Source organism: Nitrospirales bacterium (assembly GCA_031315865.1).
Classification (GTDB): domain Bacteria; phylum Nitrospirota; class Nitrospiria; order Nitrospirales; family UBA8639; genus JAGQKC01.
In genome coordinates this window covers 3,542,266-3,568,100 of the sequence record JALDRJ010000002.1, presented here as the reverse complement: position 1 = coordinate 3,568,100, position 25,835 = coordinate 3,542,266, and the positions used below count along the sequence as shown (strand labels likewise).

Genomic DNA, 25,835 nt, shown 5'->3' with positions numbered 1-25,835 from the left:
TCATCAGGCAGAAGTCCTAGGCGTCCATCTCTTTCCAAGTCGAGCGAATATGGAGGTCTTTCAGTTGATGAGGGTTGACGGTGGAGGGAGCTTCTGTCATGAGACATTGAACCTTTTGTGTCTTTGGGAATGGGATGACATCGCGAATGGATTCAGTTTTGCCCAGAAGCATGATGAGTCGATCCAACCCTAGGGCAATACCTCCGTGCGGAGGAGCGCCGAGCTCCAATGCTTCCAATAGAAACCCAAACTTCGCCCTGGCTTCTTCTTTCTGAATTCCCAAAAGTTGAAAGACTTGTTGTTGGAGGGCAGAGGAATGAATACGAAGACTGCCTCCGCCAAGTTCAAAACCATTTAAAACAAGATCATAGGCTTGCGCTCTGACTGATAGTGGATCGGTATCGAGGTGTGGAAGGCTTTCGGTGGCGGGAGATGTGAAAGGGTGATGGAGTGAGACAAACCGGCCCTCTTCTTCGTCATACTCGAACATCGGAAAATCCACTACCCAAAGTGGAGCCCACTGGTTGGCTGGTATCAGCTTGAGTTCCTCTCCAAAATAGGTTCGGAGTTTTCCAAGCGCCTGGTGAACGATAGCTGGACGATCAGCCACGCATAGCAGTAAATCGCCTGGCTCAGCCAGAGGAAGCGCTTTTTGGAGGGATTCCGCGTCAAGAAATTTGGCGATCACAGAATCCAGTTTCCAATTTTCCAGAATCTTGACCCAGGCAAGCCCCTTCGCCCCGAAGTCTTTTACCAGATCGACGAGATTGTCCACACGACTTCGTGTGAAGGCCGCGCCACCTTTTACGACAAGTCCTTTCACGATTCCGCCTTGTTCGACCGTGGATCGAAACACCTTGAAATGAGAAGCAGCTGAAAAGGCGGACAAGTCTTCGAGAGGAAGATCGAAGCGTAAGTCGGGTTTATCCGATCCATATCGTGAGATGACCGTATCATAAGAAAAGCGAGGAAACGGCGTCGGGAGTTGGATGTCTTGGGTGCTCTGAAAAATGTCGCGGATCATCTGTTCAGTGAGGTTCAGGATGTCATCCTGTTCGATAAACGAAAGTTCAAGGTCGATTTGAGTGAATTCAGGTTGACGGTCAAGGCGAAGATCTTCATCCCGAAAGCATCGAGCGATTTGAAAGTAGCGATCAGCACCCCCGATCATAAGAATTTGTTTAAACAATTGGGGTGATTGCGGAAGCGCAAAAAATTCGCCAGGATTGACCCGGCTCGGGACAAGATAGTCTCGTGCGCCTTCCGGCGTACTCTTGGTCAGGATCGGTGTTTCAATCTCGACAAACCCCTGGGCGTAGAGGCTATCTCTGATCTGTCGTGTGACCTCGGAGCGGAGAGCGAGGAGCTTCTGCATTCGTGGCCGTCGTAAATCCAGATAGCGATGCGTCAGACGGATCGTTTCGGATGCCTGTAGGTCGTCCTCCACAGAGAAGGGAAGTGGCTTCGATTCATTCAAAATGGTGATCTCGGTCGCGCGAACTTCAATCTCTCCGGTGAAAATGTGAGGATTGATTGAATCATCTGGACGCAGGCTGACGATCCCAATGATTTGGATCACGAATTCGTTTCGCACATGGCTCGCCACTTCATGGATGGAAGGCTGTTGTTCCGAATCAAAGACGATTTGTGTGAGACCTTGACGGTCCCGTAAGTCCACGAACAGGATGCCTCCATGGTCACGTCGCCCATTAACCCATCCGCAGAGCGTCGTGGTCTGCCCTACGTGAGATTTTGTCAATTCGCCACAGCGATGCGTTCGTAACACGATGAATCCTACGGGTGAGTCTGTGTCGTTCTGGTTTTCGACTGAGCCTTGGAGCGAGAGAGAGGTTTGGTTCTTCGCTTGGTGCTCTTCGCCCACAATGTGCTTTTGGAACGGGGCTGAGGGGTCTTCACGGAAGAAGGTGCCTGATATAATAGATCCCGTAACGCATTGGCTTCCCGGTCCGTCAAATGTCGGCTGTTTCCCAAAGGAAGATTTCCCAATCGAAGAGGCCCAAATTTCGTTCGTTTCAGCTTTATCACTGGGTGTTCGACGGCTAACAACATTCGTTTGACTTGATGATTTCGACCTTCGTATATCGTCAGTTCGATCCAGGAATTGACAGAAACCTTACGGACCTTTCTGACACGTGCAGGAGCTGTCACGCCATCTTCCAGTTCGACTCCTTGTTCGAGTTTTTGCACGGCTTCATCAGAAAGTTGGCCTTTGATCTTGACTAAATAGGTCTTTTCAACATGAGAGCTGGGGTGGAGGCAGGCTTGCGCCACGGATCCATGATTGGTGAGCAGTAACAAGCCTTCGCTGTCGTAGTCAAGCCGACCGACTGGAAATGTGCGCAATGATGTTTTATCTAAGAGATGAGAAACGGTCGGACGGCCTTCTGGGTCCTTCATGGTCGATACGTACCCTGCCGGTTTATTCAGCATGAGAAAGACGTCAGGAGGGGTAGGTTTCAAATGGCGTCCATTCACCTTAATATGATCACGCTGAGGGTCAACCCGGATTCCCATGACCGTTACGGTTTTCCCGTTCACGGTGACTCGTCCCTGTTTGATGCATTCCTCAGCCTGTCGACGAGACATGATGCCTGATCGGGCGATGACTTTTTGCAAACGGACTGCGTTGGAAGAATCGGCAGGCATCATTCCCACTCTATCGTTCCAGGTGGTTTGGAGCTGATATCGTAGACAACCCGATTGACCCCATTGACTTCATTAATGATGCGATTTGAGAGACGACCAAGGAGATCATGAGGCAGCGCCGCCCAATCGGCCGTCATGCCATCGGTACTGGTGACGGCGCGGATGGCAATGACCGATTCGTACGTACGCTGGTCCCCCATCACGCCAACGGTCTGAACCGGGAGCAAGACGGCAAAGTATTGCCAGATATCTCGTGAAAGTCCAGCCTTAGCGATTTCATCGGTCACGATGGCATCGGCTTCTCGAAGAATGTCGAGGCGTTCTTGCGTCACCGAACCGAGGATGCGAATGGCGAGACCAGGCCCTGGAAATGGTTGACGCCAGATAAGTTCTTCAGGAAGACCGAGTTCGAGTCCGAGCGTTCGCACTTCGTCTTTAAATAATTCCCGTAATGGTTCGATAAGCCGAAGTTTCATGCGAGCGGGCAACCCACCGACATTATGGTGAGTTTTGATCGTAGCCGATGGTCCTTTCGTACTTTCGCTCTCAATGACATCTGGGTACAGCGTGCCTTGCACGAGGAAGTCGACTTGTCCGATTCGGCTGGCTTCTTTTTCGAAGGCCTCGATGAACTGTCGTCCGATGATCTTGCGTTTTTGTTCCGGGTCCACGATCTTGCCCAGCGCGGTCAGGAATTCCTGGGTCTGGTCGAGCATGTGGACATCCATTTGATACTGCCTGGTAAACACATCGTTGAGAACGCTCACTTCATGTTTACGCATGAGTCCATTGTCGATGAAAATACATGTGAGCTGCTCCCCTAACGCCTGATACGTTAATGCCGCGGCTACGGTTGAGTCGACCCCGCCACTTAACGCGCAGATGACTTTTTGATCTCCCACTTGGGTGCGAATGTCTTGAACGATATGTTGAATGAACGAACCCATGGTCCAGGTCTGTCGACATTGGCAGATCCTGACGGCAAAATTCGAAAGCATCTGCTGTCCATGTTTGGTATGGACAACCTCGGGATGAAACTGCAAGCAGTAGACTGGTTGAATCGAGCTGACGTTCTTCATGGCCGCGACAGGGGAATTGTCGGTGTGCGCGATGGCTGTAAATCCATCCGGCACGTGATCGATTCGATCTCCATGAGACATCCAGACGGGGATAGAAGCCTGAGAGTCGATGTTATGGAATAAGTCAGAAGTATCGTCAATAAACAATTCAGCCCGTCCAAACTCTCGCCGTTGAGCTTGGCCGACTTTCCCACCAAAGTGGTGGGTTAAGATTTGCATCCCATAACAGATCCCGAGGATGGGAAGATTGCACGTAAGAACCGAGAGGTCGGGCCGAGGTGCGTTAGACACTAAAACACTCGCTGGTCCACCTGAAAAAATCAATCCCTTAGGGGCATGTTCTTGGATGGCTTCTAGTGAAGTCGTCGGAGGGAGGATGATGGAGTGAACAGAAAGCTCCCGAATGCGGCGTGCAATGAGTTGGGTATACTGAGACCCAAAATCAAGAATGACGATCGTATCGTGAGAGGACTCCATCGTTGTTGTTCTCGTGAGAACATGGTCGGTCTCTTTTAATGAAAAGAGCCTTATTCCACATCAGCTCGATAATTCGGGGCTTCCTTGGTAATGACGACATCGTGCACGTGGGCTTCTCGTAGACCAGCTTGGGTGAGCCTGGTAAATTTTGCTTCTTGTTGTAGCTGGGGAATAGACCGGCAACCGCAATAGCCCATTCCTGCTTTCAATCCTCCGACGAGCTGATACACCAGAGCTGATAAAGTACCTTTGTACGGGACGCGCGCTTCTATGCCCTCAGGGACAAGCTTGCCTGTCGGTTGACCTTCTTGAAAATATCGATCCTTTCCTCCCCGTTCAAGGGCGCCCAATGATCCCATCCCTCGGTACTCTTTGTACGCACGGCCTTGAAAAAGCACCATATCGCCGGGGGATTCTTCAGTTCCAGCGAACAGTGAGCCAATCATGATGGAAGAGGCTCCAGCGGCCAGGGCTTTCGTAATATCACCGGAATACTTGATGCCGCCATCGGCAATAATAGGCACAGACTGGCCGCGGAGGGCCCTGGCGCAATCAGCGATGGCTGTGAGCTGAGGAACTCCGGCACCGGATACGACGCGTGTCGTACAGATCGATCCAGGCCCCACTCCGACTTTAACCGCATCCACTCCGCAATCCAGGAGATCTTTTGCGCCTTCAGACGTGGCGATATTGCCAGCAATCACGTCAAGGTTTGGATGCTTTTTCTTGATAAATTTCACCATATCGAGGACACTTTGAGAATGACCATGTGCGGTATCGACGACAATAAGATCGATTCCGGCGGTTATGAGTCGCTCCAGACGTTCTTCAGCGTCAGGTCCAACGCCTACGGCTGCCCCGACGCGCAAGCGGCCATGTTCATCCTTACAAGCCGAAGGGTATTTGATACGTTTTTGAATGTCCTTAATAGTAATCAGACCTTTGAGTTCAAAGTGTTCGTTCACGACTGGAAGTTTTTCTATGCGATGTTCATGGAGAATTTCTTGAGCTTTTTCCAGGCTCGTACCTTCGGGAACAGTAACAAGATTTTTTTTGGTCATGACTTGTGAAACTTTTAAGTCCATCCGTGATTCAAAGCGAAGATCACGATTCGTTAAAATACCGACTAACTTTCCATCTTGTGCCACAGGGATGCCTGAAATTCTGTAGGTCGACATAAGTTGACGCACATCACGAATGGTTTGGTCAGGTGAAATCGTCACTGGAGAAAGGATCATGCCACTCTCAGACTTTTTTACTTTATCAACTTCTCCTGCTTGTATCTCTGGGGACAATGCTCGGTGAACGATTCCTATACCCCCTTCACGGGCGATGGCGATCGCGAGACGTCCTTCTGTGACGGTATCCATCGCGGCACTGAGCAGGGGGATATTGATCCGGATGTTCTTCGTGAGATTGGTCGATGTATCGACCTCTGCTGGAATAACATCGGAGCGGGCAGGGACCAGAACGACATCGTCAAACGTCAATCCCACTCGAATATCATGTTCCAGCATAAGTTAATATTCCTTCTACTGAGGGAGAATCATAAAGAGCATGACAGCCCCGGAGAAGGGCTGTATCGTGGTTTTAGTCACGTCTGCACAGAAAAATTAGAAAGGGAAGACTGCCGTTTTCTCAAACCGCCTACCTAGAAGTCAAAGAATCAGGCCAGTACGAAAGGAGCAAGCACTCATTCTGATGTAAGGAATTTTATTGTTCACCACTCTAAAACATCAATGATCGCCAGTCTGTCATAAAATTAAGGTTCAGAATGTCCTGGCAAGAGACCAACCGCATCCTCTTCTTTCAATCGTTCCTCAGCTTCTCCTGCCGGCATGAACTGTTGAACCCGCATGTTTCCACTGTCTACGACAAAGACGCCACCGTGATTGTCGAGAGAAATGCCGTAGGGAAAATTGAATTGTCCCTCTGCATTCCCGAATCCACCCCATTGAGTGATGAAATTCCCATCACGGTCGAATTTTTGAATTCGTTGATTTCCTGTATCGCTAACGTATACATCGCCAACTTCATCGACTGCAATGCCCCAGGGAGAACGGAATTGTCCGGGCTCTTGGGCCTGTGTGCTGCTGGCATGACCCGCGCCGATGCCTCCTCCCCATTTTGTGAGTAGTTGAGGGAGGACATTCGTGCTCGTATCAAACTTTTGAATGCGATGATTTCCCATATCGACGATATAGACGGTGCCATCATTTTGATCAACGGCAATGCCTCTCGCGAAATAAAACTGACCGTCGTTGTTTCCAAAGCTACCCCATTGCATGATGAATTCGCCTGTTTCATCAAATTTTTGTATGCGGAAATTTGCGCTATCCACGACATAAATATAGCCTCGAACTCGGTCAACGGCAACACCCCACGGTGAATTGAGCTGACCTTCCCCGCTACCTCGTGTCCCAAATTTCATGATATAGTGCCCAAGCTTTCCGTCGAACTTTTGGATGCGATGATTGTTCGTGTCCGCGACATACACATCGCCTTTCGCATCACATGCAATCCCGGTTGGATTATTGAAGCTGCCGTTGGCCGCGCCAAAATTCCCCCATAAGAGGATAAAGTTCCCGTTGCGTTCAAATTTTTGAATGCGGTTATTCCCATTATCAACGACAAAAACAGATCCTTGGCGATCAATGGCCATGCCATATAGCGGGCTAATAAATTCTCCACCGTGAAGGAGTGAGGCTCCACGTCCTGGTTTTCCCCAATTAGCGACGCACACATACCCTGAAGTATTGAGTAAGATGGTTGCGCTCGCAGGCACCGATACGTTGTTATTGACATCTTTGAACCAGACGTAAGCTGTTTTAGGACCGTCTCCTGCCGATGTGGTAAAGGGAATGGTGGCCCCAAATCGCTCCTCCGGTTCAACCTCCACCCATCCCGGCATGGTTGCACTTGGAGTCATGGGGTTTTCAGAGATGAAATAGGCTGAAACACCGGTATCAACGTCTTTTGCCGAGATCGTTGCGACAAGATCTGGCGAATTGGTCATGTAGGCCCCGTGGTTCAAGACAATATCAGGATTTTGAGGGGCTGTGACGTCAATTAAGGATGGTGTAGCTGAATATTCTTCAGAAAGTTCGCTTTCTCGTTCATCTTCGGTGACGGCGCTCAGCGTATAATAGTACGTTGTATTGTTGGTGAGCCCAAGATGTGTATAGGGGGTCGTGACACCCTCAATTTTAGTCGAATTTTGCGTGGTGACGCCAGAATCTGTGCTGAAATACAAGTTGTAACTTACCGCGGTTGGGACTTCCAGCCAGCTGATGATGTTTTCGGTGTCTCCGGCTTTCACTGCCATGCTTGAGGGAGTGGAAAGGTCGGTAGCCCGTTGAGGTGTTTGCGATTGCTCTTTGCCTCTGTTGATTTCTTCTTCGGTTGGAGCGAATTTTGTCAGTCTATGATTTCCGCTATCGATGACATACACATACCCTTCTCTGTCGATGGCAATGCCAGAAGGGAAGTTCAATTGTCCTTCTGTCAACCCGCGATTTCCCCATGAGCAGAGGAATGTGCCGTTTGAGTCAAATTTTTGAACTCGGTGATTACCGCTATCGACGACATACACGTTTCCGAGGGGGTCACACGCCAGTCCCCAGGGTGATTTGAATTGCCCGAGACCATTTCCCTCTTTTCCCCACTTGAGGAGGAAGTTCCCCCTAGCGTCAAATTTTTGTATGCGATTATTGCCTTCGTCTGCCACATAAATATTACCGATGAAATCGACGGCGATTCCCCTCGGATAAAACATGGCTCCGTCATATCCTCCATCACGTCCCCATTTCAGCAGCGGAGTTCCATCAGCCTGGAACTTTTGAATTCTTGCATTACTGGTGTCAGAGACGTATAAAAATCCTTGTTGATCTGTCGCGATTCCCCAGGGAACATCAAATTTCCCCGCTTCTGCCCCGCGCCATGCGAAACCAAATTTTCCCCAGGCATTGATCAGGTTGCCGTCTAAATCAAACTTTTGTACGCGATTGTTACCACTGTCAGCGATGTATAAGACGCCATCGGGAGAGGTGGCTAATCCTCGAGGATAGTAAAACTTGCCTTCTTCAGAGTCTGGCTCATCGCCCCATCGTGCGATAAATTTGCCTTCTTTATCGAACTTTTGCACCGAATGATTATCGGTGTCGGAGACATAGATATTCCCATCATGGTCGACTGCGATGCCTGTTGGCGAATTGAATTCGCCATCATCCATACCCTCGACGCCAAACTGCATGACGTTGAGGTACGGAGAAGGAATCGACATCACTTCTTCCGACTCTAGGCTTTCACCTTCGGCCGTAATGGCTGTCACCACGTAGTGGTAGCACAAGTTATTCGATAAATCGTCATGAACGTAAGGACTCATAGCCCCTTCGATTGTATTGGCACCGTCTTTTTTTATCCCGATAATGGGATTAAAATCATCTTGGCTAGCGATTGGCCGATGAACGTCATTGGGCTTCACAGAGACACCCTTTGTCGTCATGAAATGGAGGTTATAATACAAAGCGTTTGGAACTGAGTCCCAAGAGATCGTGATGCGACCATTGTCAGGTTTGGCTTGGACGTTGGTTGGAGCTGGAGGGAGTTCTTCGTCGCTAGAACCAGCTCCCCAATCCTCGCCCTGACCTTCTATGGTGAGTGGCCTGAGAAATTTATCTGCATTCCAGTACCGTGCTGTTAGCATCCAATCATTCATAACGCCTCACATTATTAAGAAAAATCAATGGTTTTTTACAGAACTTGAGAGCGGGGAAATATGTTCGTCGTGAAATTTTAACAATAAATCCAATTACTTACGCGAAAGTCTAGCAGGCAGGTTTTCAGGAAGTCAAGGAGAAGGCAGCGGTGACCATTGTGATTAGGTCTGGGAGAAAAACGGCATTTCCTTTCACTCAAGATTCAGTGAAATCGAAGAAAATAGATGATTGTTTTGAATCAAGGGCTGTCTTCATCAAAGTAACCGAAACTTACAGACTCAAGGACAGCCCGTATCCTCCTCTCCCTCTAAGACAGCTGTTACTGGAAACCCAGAGATTCCAGCCCTAAAAGGGAACCTGTCGGGTCGTGCAGGAACAAATTGGTTTAACCTCCCATTTTCACGACATTGGCGGCTTGAGGCCCCTTTGCGCCTTCCACTAAATCAAATTCAACCGCTTCCCCCTCTTTTAAGCTTTTAAAGCCTTCGCCCTCCAAGGCTGAGTAATGCACAAAAACGTCTTGTCCATTCTCAACATGGATGAACCCAAATCCTTTTCGATCATTAAACCACTTCACTGTTCCTTTACTTTTCACAAGTACCTCCTACAATAAGATGAGAATTGTGATGATGAGCTTGCCATGAACAATTGCTTCGTTGTCAAAGGCTCATATACCGCCATGGAGTATCGAAGTCCTGGAGTCTGTGATGGGAGAATGAAGTGGCGATGGGCAGATAAGGCAAAAAAAAGCCGCAGAAAGGTGTCGTTCCTCCTACGGCCTTAAGCATGAATTGACTAGCCACGATACAAATCCAAAAAGACAGCGTGGTTTAGCATAGAATTCGAAGTGTGTCAATAACATGATGATGTAATAAATCCATTCGTATGCCGAAAATGCGTTTTACATTATGCCTAACACGCATTTTTGAGAATAGCACACTGAACATTATGTCTTCGCGTAGCAAGAGGCTTTTTGCCCTGAGAGATCGAATTGTGAGGGTCTGATTTCAATCAGGCCTATTTGTTGCTCATTATCGGTTATCTTTTCTACTATGCATCCGATATGGTTCTGGCGTTATGACCCACGCCGTAGCCAGTCCTTGAACCTCGTCCCTCATTTTCCGAATGCGGGTGCAGAATACAGCCTGCAGTTTGACAGTGTGTAGACAGCTCATTGCGAGTGACAGAATCGCCCCTGGCGATATCTTCCCATACGTGATTACTCATTTGGATGATTGTTGTTGGAATCGATGATTCGCGATCGCACGGATGATCAATAACAGACGAAGAGCACGCGACAGATATCATCTTTATCTCGCCATAAGGTTTCGTTGCTTACACTCCTTGACCGCTACATCATTCGGGAATTGTTCTCCCCGTTTTTCTCTACTCTCACGGCACTGTGTTTCATCATTTTTGCCAAAGAAATGCTACGGCTCATCGATCTTTTGGTCTCAAAGGGCATTGGTCTGTGGGCACTCGTAAAAATTATCGCATACTTAATGCCCTCGTTCTTAGTCTTGACCCTGCCTATCGCCTGCCTGATTGCGTCGATTTCCACCTTCAGTCGATTATCGTTTGATAATGAATTGATCGCCATGCGGGCCGCCGGCTTGAGCCTTTGGCGCTTGAGTGCACCTGTTTTCATTTTTTCCATGAGCGTTTTCTTTGCCACCCTCCTGCTGGCTCAGTGGGGACAGCCGTGGTCCAACGTTTCTCTGAAAGGGTTGGCCTTGAGCGTGATTCAGGATCAATTGAATCTTGCGCTCGACTCAGGGGTGTTTAATGAACCGATTCCCGACCTCACGATCTATGTGCCGGAGCCCAAACCAACACAAACGGTTCGAGGCGTGTTCATTTCAGACCTACGAGATGCTCAAAAGCCCTTAGTCATCGTGGCACAATCATTTTCGGTCTTACAGGATGAACGGCGCAAGCAACTTGGCCTACGGCTTTTTGAGGGAGCGATTCATCAAGTTCCGCCTGATATGCAGTACTATCATCAGGTGGAATTCGAAACCTATGACTTTTGGATGAATGTGCCTCCTCCAGAGGGGATGGGGACGACGCAGAGGAAGAGCTATGAAGAAATCATCCAAAAGTTAGATGCGTCAGACTGGAAGGATTCAGGCAATTTACGTCGGCTCATGGAGCATTACAAAGATTGGGGATTCCCTGTTGCCGCCTTGTTGCTCGGTTTGCTGGGATTTCCTGTCGGAATCATGTCGAAACGTTCTGGCAAGGGGGGAGGGTTTGCGATCGGAATCGGGATCATCGTGGGATTTTATTTGTTGAATATTATGGGTGAGTTTTTAGTGACGACGTATGTCGTTCATCCATTCGTGGGTGCGTGGTTTCCCAATATAGTGATTTTATTCTGCACCGGTCTGCTCTACGTGAAAGCCAGCAAAAACTAAGATGGGGATCTTATTCTGGTACATTTTTCGTCAGTACTCAAAAGTTTTTTTGATGTGTGTGAGTGCGTTACTCACGGTGTACCTCGTCGTAGACTTTTTTGAGAAGCTTCGAAAATTCTTAAAGTACGACGCGGATTTCTCGGCCATGCTGGCCTATTTTTTCTATCGCATCCCAGACATCGCCTTTCAAATAACCCCCCTGGCGGCGCTCATGGGGACGTTGTTGACTCTGGGCTTTCTAAACCGGAGCTATGAAATTACCGCGATGCGCAGTTGTGGGCTGAGTTTTTTGCAAATCGCGTCTCCATTTCTGGGTGTTGGGATCGTCGTCAGTGCCGTTCTCTTTAGCTTTACCGCCGTATTTGTCCCGATCGCGAATATTCAAGCTGACTATGTGCGGAACGTTCTCATCGAGAAGAAACCGGCTACATTGTCCGTTTCGCCGGATCGTCTTTGGCTGCGGCTCGGGCAAGATGGCTTGCTGAAAATCGGAGCGGTTGACGAGAGAGGCAATCGTCTCAAGCAGATCGCCCTCTATCGCGTGAACGAACGGTTCCAATTGTTTGAGATTATTGAATCGGATGAAGCCCTGTTCGGGTCTCAAGGATGGACGTTACGGGACGCGATTCAACGGGTGGTGAGGCCCGGAGGTGAGGTGACAGCTAGCCGGTACGAGGCATTATCATTGGGATTACCATTGGTCCCGAATGACTTTCGGACATGGCTCGCCCTGGACTCCAAGCATATGACCCTACAACAGTTAGATGCCTATATCAAACGGTTGAAGCGAGACGGTCATACGAGTTATCGCTTTGCGACGGACTATTGGGGACGCGTGGCATTTTCGGCGATGACGCTCGTCATGACGGTCTTAGGTCTCGCCATTAGCTTATCTAAAACCGAGGCTCGTGGCCATGCGGTCTCCAGGGGAATCGGCAAGGCCCTGGGGATCGGCTTCCTGTTTTGGGTGACCCATTCTTTTAGCGTCGTGCTTGGGCAAAACGGAGCGCTTGTGCCGATCGTGGCCGGTTGGTTTGCTTGTGTGATGTTTTTCGTGATTGGTCTTAATCTTTTCTTGAAAGCCCGATAATCCTTCTCGAGTTTTTCCTGGCCGGTTGAAACAATCGCTGCCTCGTTCGTGTCTTCTTCCTCTCGTTACCTGGTCGTACTATTCAATTCGTGTCAATGCGTGATCTTCTTGCAGCTGCCGCAGACTTAACTTTTCCCTCATTTCTCCCGAAGTATCTGTAAAGATGATACGGCGACGTGTGCGTGAACGTTCACGTCCAGGGGATCGTTCCCGCGGTTAACCGGGGAACGTCCCTATGCCAGTTGAAAAGGCAAACTATCCGTAAGGATAGGACGCAAAGCCAAGAGACCTGGTTGGGAGAGAGAAAGATCCAGCAGGTTTGTCTGGTTGCCAAACTGTCCTTCGTCACAGTCTAGGCGGCAAACAAAGCGTCCATCCATCACGGTGGGCGCTTTTTTATTTGGCAACGCGAGGGAGTGCGGTCGCGCGAAAACTTCAACTCAGGAGACGAGCATGAACGAACAAACCCAACGGCCGGAGCGTGAAGATGGGATCGTGCTCTCACGAGAGTTGATTGAGGCAGCGACGTCAGCATGTGCTTCTCACACCCCATCTAATCCGGCCGAAATCTTAAAAGAGTTTTTTCCGATGATTCGACGGATTGCCGGAAGTCTTGCGGCAAGAAATCCTTCTTCACTAGACATTGAAGATTTAACGAGCGCAGGTGTGATCGGACTGCTCGGTGCAATGACGCGTTATGATCCGGGGAGAGCGACGAAGTTCTGGACGTTCGCAGAGTATCGTATCCGAGGGATGATGCTCGACGAAATGCGCTCGATGGATTGGATTCCTCGTTCTGTTCGGACGCGAAATGATCAAATACGACAAGTCAGCACGGAGTTCGTTCAAAGAGAAGGGCGACTTCCCACGCGAGCGGAAATCGCCGAACTGTTGGGGGTCACACAAGAAGAACTCGATGCTTCTTCAGCAGACCATACGCGTCTGTTGAGCCTGGATGATTCAATGGGTTCTCAGGACGAGGCGTTTACGCTCAGAGACCTGGTGCCGGATGAAGACCAATTAGATCCCTATGCTCTGTGTTTGTCCTCGGAGACGAATCACGTGCTTGAGCAGGCCATGGAAAATTTGTCTGGTCGTCAACAGGATGTGGTGCAGAAATATTACTTTCAAGGCCTGACCATGAAAGAAATCGGCGTGCAATTAGGATTAACCGAATCCGGCGTATGCCGAGTGCATGCCGAAGCATTGAGGAAATTACGAGTGGGTCTTCAAGATTTTGAGGTTGCCCCACCTGATGCTCACAAGACCTCGCTTCACAAGGGATCCTCTACCTCAAAACGTTCCAAGAAAAAACCTGCGTCTTCTCGACCATCTGTGCCTCATGGGGCGCTTCCTGACAAGGAGTGAACGATAGAGACTGTCGATGATTGGGGAGTGCTACATGACACAAGGATGATGGGGCGGCAACATGGCTTGCTCGCAGAAAACGAGGCTATACTTGATGCTCGTTTCGTTTTCCCGGTGGAACATAGAATTCATGCCCGCCGATCGATGCAACCTTATGACTAACAGTTGCCCAAAACGGGGGCTTCACCAGGCGAGGATTATAGAACAACAGGGCTCCATCTACGACAGTTCTTCCATCCTGGACCATTCGCCACGCCAGTAAACTATCCTTCATGCGTGATTGACTGATTTGGTGCCGAACAACCTCCGGTTTGGCATAATTCCATGGTTGGAACTGTAGCCTTTTTAAAACCGTGCCCTTCACAGTGCCATCACTGTGATATTTCGCGTTCATGCGGTTCCTGATGACCGCAGCGACAGCCAATTTTCCCGCAAAACTCTCTCCTCGGGCCTCCAAGTAAATCGTAAGTGCAGCCAATTGTTCTTCAGACAGAGGAGCGTCTTGATGGTAAGAGGTCGAGGCTGCTGGAGTTCGAGAAGCATGATTCTTCCCTGTCAGTGTTTGTGGCGAATAGGCGGCGACATTGTTCGTGATCGTAGGGAAAAAGGCCACGAAAAACGTGAGGACAATGAAACTGACAAGAACTTTTGGTGGTAAATGTATTGTGTATGACATACTGTGTGAGTAGAGGTTAGTGAATAATGGAGCCCATTTGTTTGTGTTTCTATTAATGAAGTTATTCGGCTGTATGGTAGGGATAATTGGCAAAGGCCATGCCGCATCCTCCGTGCGCGGGTGCTCAGGAGTGATTACGGGAAAATATGGGGTGTTAAAGGAGGATTTGGCCAGAACGACTAAGGTTCTCAGGGTCGAACATGCCAAAAATCTTGAGAAGGAATCAGTTTGTTGTTAAAAAAACTGACATGAATTCGAGAAGCCGACAGATTTTGAGGATGGTTTTTGATAAAATCTCTTAAAAATACACCATTGTGAAACTGATAAGAATATCGACAGAGGTAAATTTCGTCCGGACAATCAACGAAAGATATCTATCTTGAATAGCTGACATACTGATCTCAGACCAGAAATCGTCCTCTAATAGCTCGTGTAAGCTGTAGGGCAGGAGAAACCAAGTCGACAGAAATAAAAAGATTATCATGGATTATCAGCGGATGAATGGATTCTTCAGGATATGGTGTTTCGTCATGGTCGCTTGCATGGCGTGGGCCCTTCCCTTTTCCGGTCAGACGGGCTATGCGGCCAAACGAATTCAGAAGGCCCTGTCGACTTCCCATCTTCATCGGGCGAAGGTATACCTTAAAGCAGGAGACTACCGCCGTGCTGTCGAAGCCTGTCAAAAGTATTTGGATGACTATCCCTCTGTTGCTGGCTATGTTTATTTGGCGTATGTCTATGAGGCAATCGAAGGACATCTTTCGGCCTTACAGAAAAAAGATGATTGGGTTAAAGTTGGGCAGATAGCCTTGAACCTCACCACGCGAAAATTGCTTGACATCATCGATCCTCCTAATGTCATGCCGCGCATGGCGCGCGAAATGATCCACGAAGGTCTCCGTCAACAGTTTGATATAGCCTCGGCTATGGCAAATCGTCTAGATCAAGAACGAACGACTGAAATGTGGGCGCAACAGATGAGGTGGCGAGAGGCACATCCCGATGATTGGTGGACAGGCGTACCAGAAGAATGGGATTGGTAAAGACGAAATGCCTCAGGCGCGAGAGGGAAAACGAAGGATCGGAAACCTGAAACAATGTGATCGAGGCTGTACCAAGAAGAATGTTGACACTATCCAGAACCTCAGTTTAGGATGAAGTCTTGCTGAACCTCATCATTCACTCACGTCTAGCAAAGGGGGTGCGCGTGTCCACATTGGTTGCGCAGGCTACTGCAGAAAATTGGGAAGCCGAAGTGGCGAATTCTTCTGATATCGTAATGGTTGATTTCTGGGCCGTGTGGTGTGGTCCTTGTCAAATGGTTGCTCCGGTGGTGGAAGAGTTAGCCAAAGAGTACCAAGGTAAATTAAAAGTCATGAAATTAAACACGGATGAAGTCCCTGAAGTCGCCGGTAAATTTCAAATCATGAGTATTCCGACGATCTTGTTCTTCAAGAATGGCGAACCGGTCGAGAAAATCGTTGGCGCCCGTTCAAAACAACAATTCAAACAAGTCATTGACTCCCTCCTCGCACAGTCATCCGCTACGGCTTAGTTCCGTGGTCGGTGACGGGGTTCTATGCTCACTGAACTCCGCATTACAAACTTTGCGCTGATTGATCAACTGCATCTGGAATTTCCTGAAGGATTTATCGTGCTCACGGGCGAAACCGGGGCTGGTAAATCTTTGTTGATCGATGCGCTTGAGTTAATCGCCGGTGGTCGAGCCTCGAGCGAACACATTCGATCCGACGCCGAGCAAGCCACCGTGGAAGCCGCATTTACTGTACCGTTCAACAGCCCACTGCTTGAGCATCTTCGAGTGCATGATCTTTTGACTGCTGACGAAGACGAACTCTTGATCCGGCGCGTGCTTTCCAAGGCCGGGAAAAATAGGACGTACGTGAATGGAGTGCTCACTCCTATCCAAACCGTGCAAACGCTCGCGAGTCGTTTGCTGGATATTCACGGTCAGCATGATCAGCAATCTCTCTTGTCGACACAGGCCCAGTTGGATGTGTTGGATGGTTTTGGGAAAACGAAGGATGCAAGAGAACAATATGTGCGGATCTACCAGGCGTGGCGAGCACAGAAACAAGCACTTGCGGACCAGGTCACCCAACGTGAAGAACAAGAACGTCACCTTGAGATGAAGCAATTTCAACTTCAGGAACTGCGCGAGGCGAGCCTGCAAGTTGGGGAAGAAGAGGCCTTGAGGCAGGAATATCAACGGCTCCGGCATCACGAGCGGATTGGCGAACTCGTTGAACAGTCGTATCAACTCTTATACGAGAGTGATACTGCGGTCGTAAGCCGGTTGCAGATTATCACGCATACAATCCAGGAACTGGAAGCTCTCGACGCAAGCGTTAAAGAATGGTCTCCATTGGGGGAAACGGCTGTTGTCACGCTCCGTGAGTATGCCGATGGTCTACGAAATTATCGCGAAACGCTCGAGTATGATCCTGAGCGCCTTGGAGAACTGGATGATCGCATCGCTAAACTCCAGCGCTTACAAAAGAAGTATCACTCGTCAATCGACGAACTACTCCACTTACAACAAACACTCGAAGCTGAATTAGCCGGCAATGCCGATGTCGATGCACACATCGAACGAGTACGGCAGCACGTATCGGAGTTGCGCGCTCAGGTAGATGAACGTGCACAAGACTTGTCCAGCAAACGTCGAAAGGCCGCACAGAATCTCGAAAAAAAGCTTAAGGTTGAACTGACGGCCCTACACATGAGTCATGTGCGATTCGCTGTGCAGGTACATGTCCTGTCTGAAGTTGAGGCGTTCGGTCCTACTGGAAAGGATGTCGTCGAGTTTCTGTTTTCCGCCAATCCCGGCGAGCCGCTTCATCCGTTGTCCAGGATTGCTTCGGGAGGTGAACTCTCACGAGTGATGTTGGCGATGAAGTCGGTTCTTTCTGAAGCGGACGAAGTCCCCGTTCTTGTATTCGATGAAGTCGATTCTGGGGTGGGTGGAGGAGTCGGAAGTGTAATTGGAAAACGTTTGCGTGAGGTTTCGCGATACCATCAGGTCTTTTGTATTACTCACCTTCCGCAACTCGCTTCTCAGGCTCATATCCATTTCTATATCGAAAAAGAGGTCCACGGGAACAGGACGACGACACGTGTTCGTCAACTCACAGAGCGAGAGCGACAGGATGAGATCTCAAGGATGCTTGGCGGGAAGGAGGTCACCAAAGCTGTGCGCCAAACGGCAACGGAGATGTTAAAGGCAGCTCGTTCCTCTTAATAGTTCCTTTGAACTCAAGTCTTCTGCTTTCTTCAACGCATCGCATTGTTTTTTCTTGTCCTCGGTTGTTCATCCATCTGATTGGTGCGAAATCGCTCGGCATCGAGGAGCCTTCGCAGCAACCAACTTTGCTATCCCATTCAATAGGCATCGGCCATTTGGCCTAGTGCGAAATCGCTCTATAAGTCAGGCCTCCTGCATTCGTTAGCTTTTCTATTCCATTCAATACACATTAGTTATCTGACTTGGTGCGAAATCGCTCAATAAATCTGGCGTCCTGCCCTTGGCTGATTATTCGTTCCTTTCAATATACATTAAGAATGCTTCAAGACGGTTTCTACAATGCCAGACATTCGATAGCGATGCTTTCAGAAAATTTCCTATCTTAACGTTGAAGGTGAGTGCCGATATTAAACTAGAACAATTGAGATTGTATGCATGCACTCAAGAAGCTTTTGTGAATGAGCCCATGATGATCAACAGACCACAATCGTGACATGGTGGAGTAGGCTCGTGAGATTTTTCCGGACAGAGCAATCAGGATTCACTAATTGGGTTTTTAAAACTGCTAAGGGTCTAGACTGTTCGAATGACTCTCCATGTCGAGGATTTCTGGACCATTATCTGAGCGTTTCAGGACTTCAGTTATTTGCATTCAATTGGGAGGAACGGCCGGCCTCACTGATGATAGTTCCCGAAGAACAAGATTAGACTGTAGGAAGCTCACGACCATCTCGTAGACTTATGTATTCCGTATCGAACTTGATGACACGGCTCTCTCTTTTCCTTCACTGTTTCTCGGCTGGACGAATCGGGGTCTGCCGAGTGTTGGTATGCTTTGGGCTGAGCATCATGTTCATCAGTTCCCCGACGATCTTACGTGCCTATGAGTCTCCATCTCTAGAGTTAAAAATGAAAGCTTCTTTCCTGTACCATCTCACTCAATTTTTGCGTTGGCCTTCTTCCAAATTGTCCGGCAATGCTGAGCCCATCCGCATTTGCCTGATGGCGCAAGATTACTTTTCGGATATCTTCGAACAGCTCATCCAAGGGAAAACACGAGGGGCCCATCCTCTTTTGATCGTTCGTAACCCGTCCTCCAAGAATGTCCAGGATTGTCATCTGATCTTTTTTGAGCATGGCCATAGCTCGCGGTGGTCACGCATTCGCCATCTGTTGGGGACTGAAGCCATTCTGACCGTTGGTGAAGCTGACGGCTTTTTGCACAGTGGGGGCATGATTCAGTTTTTCCTTGAAATGAAAAAGTTTCGTTTTGCGATCAATCCAGACGTCATCAAGGCTAAGGATTTAGTCATCAGTTCCAAACTCTTGCGTGTGGCAAAAATCGTCACGGTTCCACCTTGACGGATTTCGATGGCACTGCTCTCAATGATTTCGCTGATTGACGGACTGCCGACAATTCCTCAAACCTTACCCTGAAGTTATCAAGCATCTATGTTGTCCAATCAAGGTCCCTAGCCCTGACGCTTGACTCCGTCGCATCCCGCCAGTGAAGCCGGGAAGCCTATTTCCTTCCTCTCACCTCTACGATCTCATCATGATTGTTTGCCATGTGCACCAACAGGGACCGCATTTTTCAGAAAAACTCCTATATTTTTTGGAAGATTATCGCCGATAACGACTTAAAAGGGGGCATTGCGTTCGAATGCCCTTTAATAGGTGCGTATCGTGAAGATTAGTCTATCTTGGTGATACCCAGGCGAACATGATGAAAGCATGGAGTCAGTCGGTGAGATTTTTCTCGTGGAGAACGATCGGGATTTGCCTCGCGTTCTTTCTAAGCGGTTCAATTTCCATCACTCTTGTCGATGGCGGCAACCCCTTCAATCTGGCACGGGCTGAATCGATTGATGACGCCGGAGACCTGGACCTCACGACACTGAGCCTTGAAGAGCTCATGGAAATTCAAGTCACCTCCCTCGGCAAGAAACAACAAAAACTCGTCCAAACCACTGCGGCTGTGTATGTCATTACCCATGAAGATATACGGAGATCTGGTGTGACGAGTATTCCGGAAGCCCTTCGTATGGCGCCCGGAGTCCAGGTTGGACGCATTAACAATAATCAGTGGGCTGTCAGCATACGAGGGTTTAATGATCGATTTGCGAATAAATTGCTGGTTTTGCTCGACGGCCGACCGGTCTACAATTCTTTGTTTACGGGGGTCACCTGGGAAATTCAGGATACGATGCTGGAAGACATCGAACGTATCGAAATATCCCGTGGCCCAGCTGGAACGCTGTGGGGAGTGAATGCAATGAATGGTGTCATCAATATTATCACCAAACATTCTCGTGATACTCAAGGAGCATTACTCAGTGGCCTTGCCGGGAGTGAAGAAGATATTCTCGCTATGCGGTATGGCGGACATTCGGACCACACGTTGCAGTATCGTTTATTCGGCAAGTATTGGAGCCGGGACACGCAATTTAACCAATCCGGCGCACATGATGATACGCGCATGTTCCGAGGAGGCTTTCGGGCCGACTGGGCACCCCTGGGGCAGAATGCCTTTATGTTCGAAGGAGAACTTTATCAGGGGAAAGCCGGGCAGCAAAACCTTGTGGCGACATCTCCCAATTTCCCGTACGCATTCACCCCGGTCCAGGAGGATATTGATCTCAAGGGAGGGCATTTTCTCGGAAACTGGAAGCGCGACCTCGGGTATCATTCAAACATGGTTTTCCAGCTATTTTATGATCATTTTGAACGGGAAGAGCGGGCGGTCAAAACCACGATCGATGCCTTCAACGCAGATTTCCAACATCAGTTTCCGTTCCTGTCATCACATGACATCATCTGGGGCCTGGAATATCGATTATGGAATGATGATTTTCAGAATACGATTAGTGCTTCCACCTACCCCGCCTCTAAAACGTTACATTTAGTTAGCGGATTCCTACAGGATGAAGTGTATCTTATTCCAAACACATTTTCGATCAATGTGGGTACGAAGATTTCACACAATCCCTTCACGGGATTCGAATATCAGCCCAGTGGGCGAATCCTGTTTACGCCTTCTCATGTTCATAGCTTCTGGGGAGCCGTGTCTCGTGCCGTTCGGATTCCGTCTCGGTTCGAACAAAACTCTCAGATCCTTATTCCCCCAAGTGCCAACGTGGCTTTTCCGGCGGTCGTAAGAGGACAAAAGGGGTTTAAGTCGGAAACCCTTCTGTCCTATGAACTCGGATATCGTTTTTCTGATGGGGGCGTTTTCTTTGACCTTACGGGATTTTATAATTTCTATCATCATCTCCGTGGGGGACAGGTTGTGAGTTTTTTCCCGCCTACGTCTGAGATCACGAATAATCTTCAAGCCCAAACCTGGGGAGTGGAAGTGGCGGCTGACTTGCCTCTTCAAGACTGGTGGAAACTACGCCTCGCGTATTCGTACATTGACATCGATGTCGATGGACCGGCAGGGAACGCCAAAGACCAAACGATGGGGCTCACTCCCAAGCATCAAGGCTCGATTCGATCGTTAATGAATTTTCCGGGCCAGGTCGAATTCGATTCATGGGTACGAATCGTCGATAATTTGACGGCGCAACCGATTGGAGCCTACGTGGCGTTGGATCTTCGTCTGGGATGGAAACCGATGCCCGGTCTCGAGCTTTCTTTGGTGGGGAAAAACTTATTCGATAATCATCATCCTGAATTTCAATCTTCATTCCTCCAAACACAGTCGACAGAAATTCAGAGAAGCGTATATGGGAAAATCACTTGGGGGTTTTAGAATAGTATTTATCCGTATGCAGTACCTGAATATGGGGGATATGCAAAGTGTAAGGCCCTCGATGCTCTATTGCTCCAGCAACAAACATAAGGCGATGGGAGTACTCGGGACTATTTCCTAGACGTATGTATTCGGCATCTATTCTGATGGGACGGCTCTCTCTTCTCTTTCACTGTTCATCGACTGTACGAAGCATGGCCTGTCGTGGGCTGGTATGCTTAGGGCTGAGCTTGGTGTTCATTAGCTCCTCGATGACCGTGAGTGCCTATGCGGCCCGGCCTCTGGAGTTAGAAATCAAAGCCTCTTTCCTGTACCATTTCACTCAATTTTTGCAATGGCCCTCCTCCAAACTGTCCGATAACACTGAGCCCATGCGTATTTGCCTGATGGCGCCCGATTATTTTTCGGATATCTTCGAACAGATGATTCAAGGGAAAACACAAGGTGGCCACTCATTTTTGACCGTTCGTAATCCGTCCCCCAAGAATGTTCAAGGTTGTCATCTGATTTTTTTTGACCAAGGCTATAGCTCGCAGTGGTCACACATCCGTCAGTTGTTGGGGACCGAAGCCATTCTGACCGTCGGAGAAACTGACGGTTTTTTACACAGTGGGGGTATGATTCAATTTTTCCTTGAAATGCAAAAATTTCGTTTTGCGATCAATCCAGAGGTCATCAAGGCCAGGGATTTAGTCGTCAGTTCCAAACTCTTGCGCTTGGCGAAAATCGTCACAAACCCACCTTAACGAATCCCGGCTGTACAGATGACGTGTAATCTCATACATGCCATGTCTCAGGCCTTGCCTTGGAAGATCGTTGAGCCATACTTCTGGCTTTGCTCCGGATATCAAGGAATCTGGTATTCTGAGTTCGATTTTCCAGAGGATATCGTCAGTGAGAGATGCAGGCCTTCCGTCTCAACATTTCGATGGCGAATGAGTCGCGTGATCATGCAATGGTGGCGGTGTTTCATTGCCTCCATGCTTCTCAAGCCATTGGCAAGCTTCAATGATGTCTTCAGCGAGCCCCTTCACGACATTGTGGTTCAGGTGAGGACGTACGACGATACGCAGGGTACGCACTTCCTGGGCGTCCGGCGGCATCGTGTAGGCAGACAACACCCAGCCACGCTCCCGTACTCTTGCCGACACATCGAACTCGTTGAAGTTCGTGACCGAGGATTTGAGCGTCAGCGCTACCACGGGAATCCGCTGTGTTTCATTCATGATCTCAAAATATCCGCTATCGACTAACATCTGACGAAGGTAGGCGGAATTAGTGACCGTCGTCGTCATCACTTTTCTGTAACCTTCAAACCCTAGCCTGATGAATAGATAATATTGATACGCAACCTGAAACGCGTTTCGGCTGAAATTCAGGGTGGCCGTCGGCATGTCGCCGCCGAGATAGTTGACGTAGAAAATCAGATCTTTGTGGAAGACAGTGTCATCTCGGAAAATGACCCACCCCAGTCCCGGAGGAACCAATCCGAATTTATGCGCAGAGGCATTGATGGATTGCACGCGCGGTAGACGGAAGTCCCATTCGTAGTCAGGGTCAGTGAATGGATTGACAAACCCCCCTGAGGCACCGTCGATGTGCATGGGAATGCTGATGCCGGTGCGAGCTTCGTAGTCATCCAGCCAGGCTTGAATCCCTCGGAAATCGTCGTCCTCGCCCGTAAATGTCTGTCCGGCGATCGCGACGACGGCGATGGTATGTTCATCGACGAATTCTTCCAGTCGTTCGGCGGTCAGGCCATAAGCACCGGGGCGTAGAGGCACGAGCCGGGGTTCGATATCAAAATAGCGCATGAATTTCTTCCAGACGATTTGGACATTGCCTCCAGTTACCATGTTCGGGCGATTCGCGTCCTTGCCTACCTTTTGGCGCGCGTGACGCCAGTTCCATTTATGGGCAAGCCCAGCCAACATGCACGCTTCACTCGAGCCAACCGTTGCGGTGCCGTATGGTGTCACATCTTGGGGCCCATTCCAAAGATGATGCAGCCACCGCACCATCCGTTGTTCCATTTTAAAGAGCTGCGGGTACATGTCATGGTCGATATAATTTTTCAGGAAATGGGCATGAGCGATTCGTTCCGATTCGGGTTCCGTGAACGTGGTGACGAAGGATGAAAGGTTCATCATGGGCTGGGCATCGGTCCATGCTTCACTGTTGACAATGGCTTCGGCCACGCGAGGACCGGTTCCTGTTTGGGGAAAGTGATTTTCTGGGATATCCATGTTGAATAGATCCCAGGGGTCATGGTTCGTTGCTGACATGATGTGTTCTCCTCGTGTAGTAGTTATGAATGATGGCCTAATAGCGGAGGCACACTTCCGAAAGCGTAACCCTAATATATTTGACGTTATGATGCAAAAAAAAAACAGGATCTAGGTCGTGGGTGATGTCTGTCCAGTTCACCAGTAATCAGTATGCCCAGTTTGCAATTCTGCAGCGTTACTCTTCCACTTTCCAAAAAAAGACCACGGCCATGCGTTTTGATGCCAATTCATGGCTCCAGCCAAAATACGAAGTGGCCGAGTGGATTAAGTCCGCTTTATAGGCCAGCAAACGATTAAAGACATACGGAACTTCAAGAATTTCTTGAAACATGGTGGGGTCGATGTCCTTGGGCATGGCAGGGACCGCACTGAGGCTTTCGTATGCTTTCGGACAGTAATTGCCGTCCGGTGCTTCACCTGGGATGTGAAGGCGGTACAACGAGGTTCCGCAATGTGGGGTGGGTGGGTGGGGGTGAAGAAATAACACCGCGGCGTAATCGCAAATACTGGCGGAATCCACATGTGGCCTGGCCACGCCCTCTGATCCTCCGACGATTTGTATATGATTATGACCCGAGAGCCCCATGTCGTTATGATTTTGTGGGCGTATCGCAGAAATCCCCAAGCGTGTTTTGACGCATCGTTCGATTTGGGCCAATTCTTCCGTGGTGAGTGCATTCGGCGCGCGCATTCCCGGCCACGGCTCTGCCCTCCATGGTGAACCTAATGTCCATGTGGGGATTGATATGCAGCGTTGGGCGATCTCCAGGGCGTTGGGCAAGACATGATCTTCTACCCAGTAATCGGTTCCGGATTTTAGCTCACGAAATGGAAGAATACTCATGCTGGAAGTCCTCGTGATGGTTTCTGTCTATTTTCAGGAAGCGTGCGGAAGTGTGACGATAGACTGACTTCAAGGGCGGGGTCAACACGATAGACTACGAATCCGCTAACCAATGACAGGTCTGTTCGTTTACGCACATAACCTCAGCCAGGTTCCGGCGGACACGATCCGAACGAACATGATCACTCCATTGATGCTGAAGAGAGCCCCCAACGACCACCATACATGGATCGTCGGCTGCATGGCTGTTCCAGGGTATGGTTGTCATCTCATTGCTCAGCGGATGAGTAGCTTCTCCCGGCTAGGTGGATGAAGATGTCCATTCATGGTACATTGTTGTGTCTCGGAATGACTGGAATGGTTTTCTGTAACAGACATACACCGGATCAATACCGGAGCAATAAATAAAGGAACAGTGAGTTCTCTATGACAAGTGTTGCGACAAATACGGCAGAAGAAGTTTCTGAAGCGATTACCCGCCAGGATCGCCAAGCGCTACTCCAAGAATATCGGGAGCAGGGGGAGTTTTTGGCGATTGAGTCCTTTTTGTCACAGGATGTGATTGCTCAATTCATGGATGAAGTCGAAGCGGTTCGTCCTCGGCTCAATCGCAACTTTATTCCCGGGCATAAAAAGGGCGGAAGTGTAAGTTATTATCTCGTCAAACAGTCCGCTCCAGCGCTGACGGTCTTGTATAAGGATCCCGGGTTTATCGAATGGCTGAGTCAGCTTGCGGGGGAGCGCTTGCTACTCTGTCCAGAAGATGATCCCCATTCATGCGCCCTCTATTTCTACACCGAAGCGGGAGACCATATCGGCTATCACTACGATACGTCGTATTATAAAGGCGCTCGCTACACGGTTTTGATCGGGTTACTGGATAATTCGACCAGTCGCCTCGAATGTCGTCTGCATACCAAGGATCCGGTAAAGCCCGACAAACAACTGTCTCTGGCAACGAAGCCTGGCTCGTTCGTCTTCTTTAACGGTGACAAGCTGTATCATGCGGTGACTCCGTTGGGCCAGAATGAAGAACGCATTGTGCTCACATTACAATATGTGACCAATCCTGAAATGGGACGGTTGTATCGCTGGTTTTCGAACATGAAGGATGCGGTAGGGTATTTCGGGTTGCCGGCATTATTTCGCCGTTCGTGACTCGTGAAAGATAACGACAATGTCATACGAGAGA

19 protein-coding genes and 1 riboswitch are annotated in these 25,835 nt (G+C 49.1%); of the genes, 10 read left to right on the top strand and 9 right to left on the bottom strand.

Annotation, left to right across the window (positions count from 1 at the left end):
* Nucleotides 1-16: 16 nt before the first annotated feature.
* The 6 genes from aspS to MRJ96_16185 all read right to left on the bottom strand — a co-directional run bounded on the left by aspS (nucleotide 17) and on the right by MRJ96_16185 (nucleotide 9,536).
* Nucleotides 17-1,789 (bottom strand): aspartate--tRNA ligase, encoded by a 1,773-nt coding sequence (gene aspS, locus MRJ96_16210; GenBank protein MDR4502988.1) that lies wholly within the window; start codon nucleotides 1,787-1,789, stop codon nucleotides 17-19.
* A gap of 5 nt (nucleotides 1,790-1,794) precedes the next feature.
* Complete coding sequence (locus tag MRJ96_16205; protein ID MDR4502987.1) at nucleotides 1,795-2,670, bottom strand: rRNA pseudouridine synthase; 876 nt, start codon at nucleotides 2,668-2,670, stop codon at nucleotides 1,795-1,797.
* Entirely contained in the window at nucleotides 2,667-4,223 is a 1,557-nt protein-coding gene (gene guaA, locus MRJ96_16200; GenBank protein ID MDR4502986.1) for a glutamine-hydrolyzing GMP synthase, read from the bottom strand. The genes MRJ96_16205 and guaA overlap by 4 nt, the downstream gene beginning before the upstream one ends.
* Before the next feature lie 50 nt (nucleotides 4,224-4,273).
* Nucleotides 4,274-5,737: an IMP dehydrogenase gene (gene guaB, locus MRJ96_16195; protein MDR4502985.1), complete on the bottom strand. Its 1,464-nt coding sequence runs from the start codon at nucleotides 5,735-5,737 to the stop codon at nucleotides 4,274-4,276.
* Between the two features lie 248 nt (nucleotides 5,738-5,985).
* Nucleotides 5,986-8,940 (bottom strand): 6-bladed beta-propeller, encoded by a 2,955-nt coding sequence (locus MRJ96_16190; protein ID MDR4502984.1) that lies wholly within the window; start codon nucleotides 8,938-8,940, stop codon nucleotides 5,986-5,988.
* Nucleotides 8,941-9,326: 386 nt separating this feature from the next.
* Nucleotides 9,327-9,536, bottom strand: coding sequence for a cold shock domain-containing protein (locus MRJ96_16185; GenBank protein ID MDR4502983.1), 210 nt, complete (start codon nucleotides 9,534-9,536; stop codon nucleotides 9,327-9,329).
* A gap of 736 nt (nucleotides 9,537-10,272) precedes the next feature.
* Between MRJ96_16185 and lptF the strand changes: the two genes are divergently transcribed.
* The 3 genes from lptF to MRJ96_16170 all read left to right on the top strand — a co-directional run bounded on the left by lptF (nucleotide 10,273) and on the right by MRJ96_16170 (nucleotide 13,816).
* A complete protein-coding gene (gene lptF, locus MRJ96_16180) occupies nucleotides 10,273-11,358 on the top strand; it encodes an LPS export ABC transporter permease LptF (GenBank protein ID MDR4502982.1) in 1,086 nt (361 codons plus the stop codon).
* A 58-nt stretch (nucleotides 11,359-11,416) separates the two neighbouring features.
* The gene (gene lptG, locus MRJ96_16175) at nucleotides 11,417-12,448 is read left to right on the top strand and encodes an LPS export ABC transporter permease LptG (protein ID MDR4502981.1); all 1,032 of its coding nucleotides are present in this window, start codon (nucleotides 11,417-11,419) and stop codon (nucleotides 12,446-12,448) included.
* Between the two features lie 239 nt (nucleotides 12,449-12,687).
* Nucleotides 12,688-12,783: riboswitch (cyclic di-GMP riboswitch) on the top strand.
* A gap of 118 nt (nucleotides 12,784-12,901) precedes the next feature.
* Complete coding sequence (locus MRJ96_16170; GenBank protein ID MDR4502980.1) at nucleotides 12,902-13,816, top strand: FliA/WhiG family RNA polymerase sigma factor; 915 nt, start codon at nucleotides 12,902-12,904, stop codon at nucleotides 13,814-13,816.
* An 85-nt stretch (nucleotides 13,817-13,901) separates the two neighbouring features.
* On the opposite strand, the gene MRJ96_16165 is transcribed toward MRJ96_16170, so the two are convergent.
* On the bottom strand, nucleotides 13,902-14,492 hold the full coding sequence (locus MRJ96_16165; protein ID MDR4502979.1) for a cell wall hydrolase: 591 nt from the start codon (nucleotides 14,490-14,492) through the stop codon (nucleotides 13,902-13,904).
* A 530-nt stretch (nucleotides 14,493-15,022) separates the two neighbouring features.
* Between MRJ96_16165 and MRJ96_16160 the strand changes: the two genes are divergently transcribed.
* From MRJ96_16160 to MRJ96_16135, 6 genes are all read left to right on the top strand, one after another.
* On the top strand, nucleotides 15,023-15,535 hold the full coding sequence (locus tag MRJ96_16160; protein ID MDR4502978.1) for a hypothetical protein: 513 nt from the start codon (nucleotides 15,023-15,025) through the stop codon (nucleotides 15,533-15,535).
* A gap of 173 nt (nucleotides 15,536-15,708) precedes the next feature.
* A complete protein-coding gene (trxA, locus tag MRJ96_16155; GenBank protein ID MDR4502977.1) occupies nucleotides 15,709-16,047 on the top strand; it encodes a thioredoxin in 339 nt (112 codons plus the stop codon).
* Nucleotides 16,048-16,071: 24 nt separating this feature from the next.
* Nucleotides 16,072-17,754, top strand: a complete 1,683-nt coding sequence (gene recN / locus MRJ96_16150) for a DNA repair protein RecN (GenBank protein MDR4502976.1) — start codon at nucleotides 16,072-16,074, stop codon at nucleotides 17,752-17,754.
* A gap of 912 nt (nucleotides 17,755-18,666) precedes the next feature.
* Nucleotides 18,667-19,119 (top strand): YfiR family protein, encoded by a 453-nt coding sequence (locus tag MRJ96_16145; GenBank protein MDR4502975.1) that lies wholly within the window; start codon nucleotides 18,667-18,669, stop codon nucleotides 19,117-19,119.
* 385 nt (nucleotides 19,120-19,504) lie between these two features.
* Nucleotides 19,505-21,511, top strand: coding sequence for a TonB-dependent receptor (locus MRJ96_16140; protein ID MDR4502974.1), 2,007 nt, complete (start codon nucleotides 19,505-19,507; stop codon nucleotides 21,509-21,511).
* 194 nt (nucleotides 21,512-21,705) lie between these two features.
* Nucleotides 21,706-22,257, top strand: a complete 552-nt coding sequence (locus tag MRJ96_16135; GenBank protein ID MDR4502973.1) for a YfiR family protein — start codon at nucleotides 21,706-21,708, stop codon at nucleotides 22,255-22,257.
* Between the two features lie 171 nt (nucleotides 22,258-22,428).
* Here MRJ96_16135 and MRJ96_16130 read toward each other — a convergent pair whose 3' ends face one another.
* A complete protein-coding gene (locus tag MRJ96_16130) occupies nucleotides 22,429-23,796 on the bottom strand; it encodes a glutamate decarboxylase (protein ID MDR4502972.1) in 1,368 nt (455 codons plus the stop codon).
* 178 nt (nucleotides 23,797-23,974) lie between these two features.
* Nucleotides 23,975-24,643, bottom strand: a complete 669-nt coding sequence (locus MRJ96_16125) for a DUF6445 family protein (GenBank protein MDR4502971.1) — start codon at nucleotides 24,641-24,643, stop codon at nucleotides 23,975-23,977.
* A 426-nt stretch (nucleotides 24,644-25,069) separates the two neighbouring features.
* On the opposite strand from MRJ96_16125, the gene MRJ96_16120 reads away from it, so the two are divergent.
* Nucleotides 25,070-25,801, top strand: a complete 732-nt coding sequence (locus MRJ96_16120; GenBank protein MDR4502970.1) for a 2OG-Fe(II) oxygenase — start codon at nucleotides 25,070-25,072, stop codon at nucleotides 25,799-25,801.
* Nucleotides 25,802-25,835 lie beyond the last annotated feature (34 nt).

What these genes read in the sequence shown, in the direction of transcription:
- guaA (MDR4502986.1), bottom strand. Translation starts at nt 4,223, where the DNA reads ATGGAGTCCTCTCACGATACGATCGTCATTCTTGATTTTGGGTCTCAG.
- MRJ96_16135 (MDR4502973.1), top strand. Translation starts at nt 21,706, where the DNA reads ATGGCCTGTCGTGGGCTGGTATGCTTAGGGCTGAGCTTGGTGTTCATT.
- MRJ96_16130 (MDR4502972.1), bottom strand. Translation starts at nt 23,796, where the DNA reads ATGTCAGCAACGAACCATGACCCCTGGGATCTATTCAACATGGATATC.
- recN (MDR4502976.1), top strand. Translation starts at nt 16,072, where the DNA reads ATGCTCACTGAACTCCGCATTACAAACTTTGCGCTGATTGATCAACTG.
- MRJ96_16120 (MDR4502970.1), top strand. Translation starts at nt 25,070, where the DNA reads ATGACAAGTGTTGCGACAAATACGGCAGAAGAAGTTTCTGAAGCGATT.
- MRJ96_16145 (MDR4502975.1), top strand. Translation starts at nt 18,667, where the DNA reads ATGAAAGCTTCTTTCCTGTACCATCTCACTCAATTTTTGCGTTGGCCT.
- MRJ96_16190 (MDR4502984.1), bottom strand. Translation starts at nt 8,940, where the DNA reads ATGAATGATTGGATGCTAACAGCACGGTACTGGAATGCAGATAAATTT.
- MRJ96_16160 (MDR4502978.1), top strand. Translation starts at nt 15,023, where the DNA reads ATGGTCGCTTGCATGGCGTGGGCCCTTCCCTTTTCCGGTCAGACGGGC.
- MRJ96_16170 (MDR4502980.1), top strand. Translation starts at nt 12,902, where the DNA reads ATGAACGAACAAACCCAACGGCCGGAGCGTGAAGATGGGATCGTGCTC.
- MRJ96_16205 (MDR4502987.1), bottom strand. Translation starts at nt 2,670, where the DNA reads ATGATGCCTGCCGATTCTTCCAACGCAGTCCGTTTGCAAAAAGTCATC.
- MRJ96_16125 (MDR4502971.1), bottom strand. Translation starts at nt 24,643, where the DNA reads ATGAGTATTCTTCCATTTCGTGAGCTAAAATCCGGAACCGATTACTGG.
- MRJ96_16165 (MDR4502979.1), bottom strand. Translation starts at nt 14,492, where the DNA reads ATGTCATACACAATACATTTACCACCAAAAGTTCTTGTCAGTTTCATT.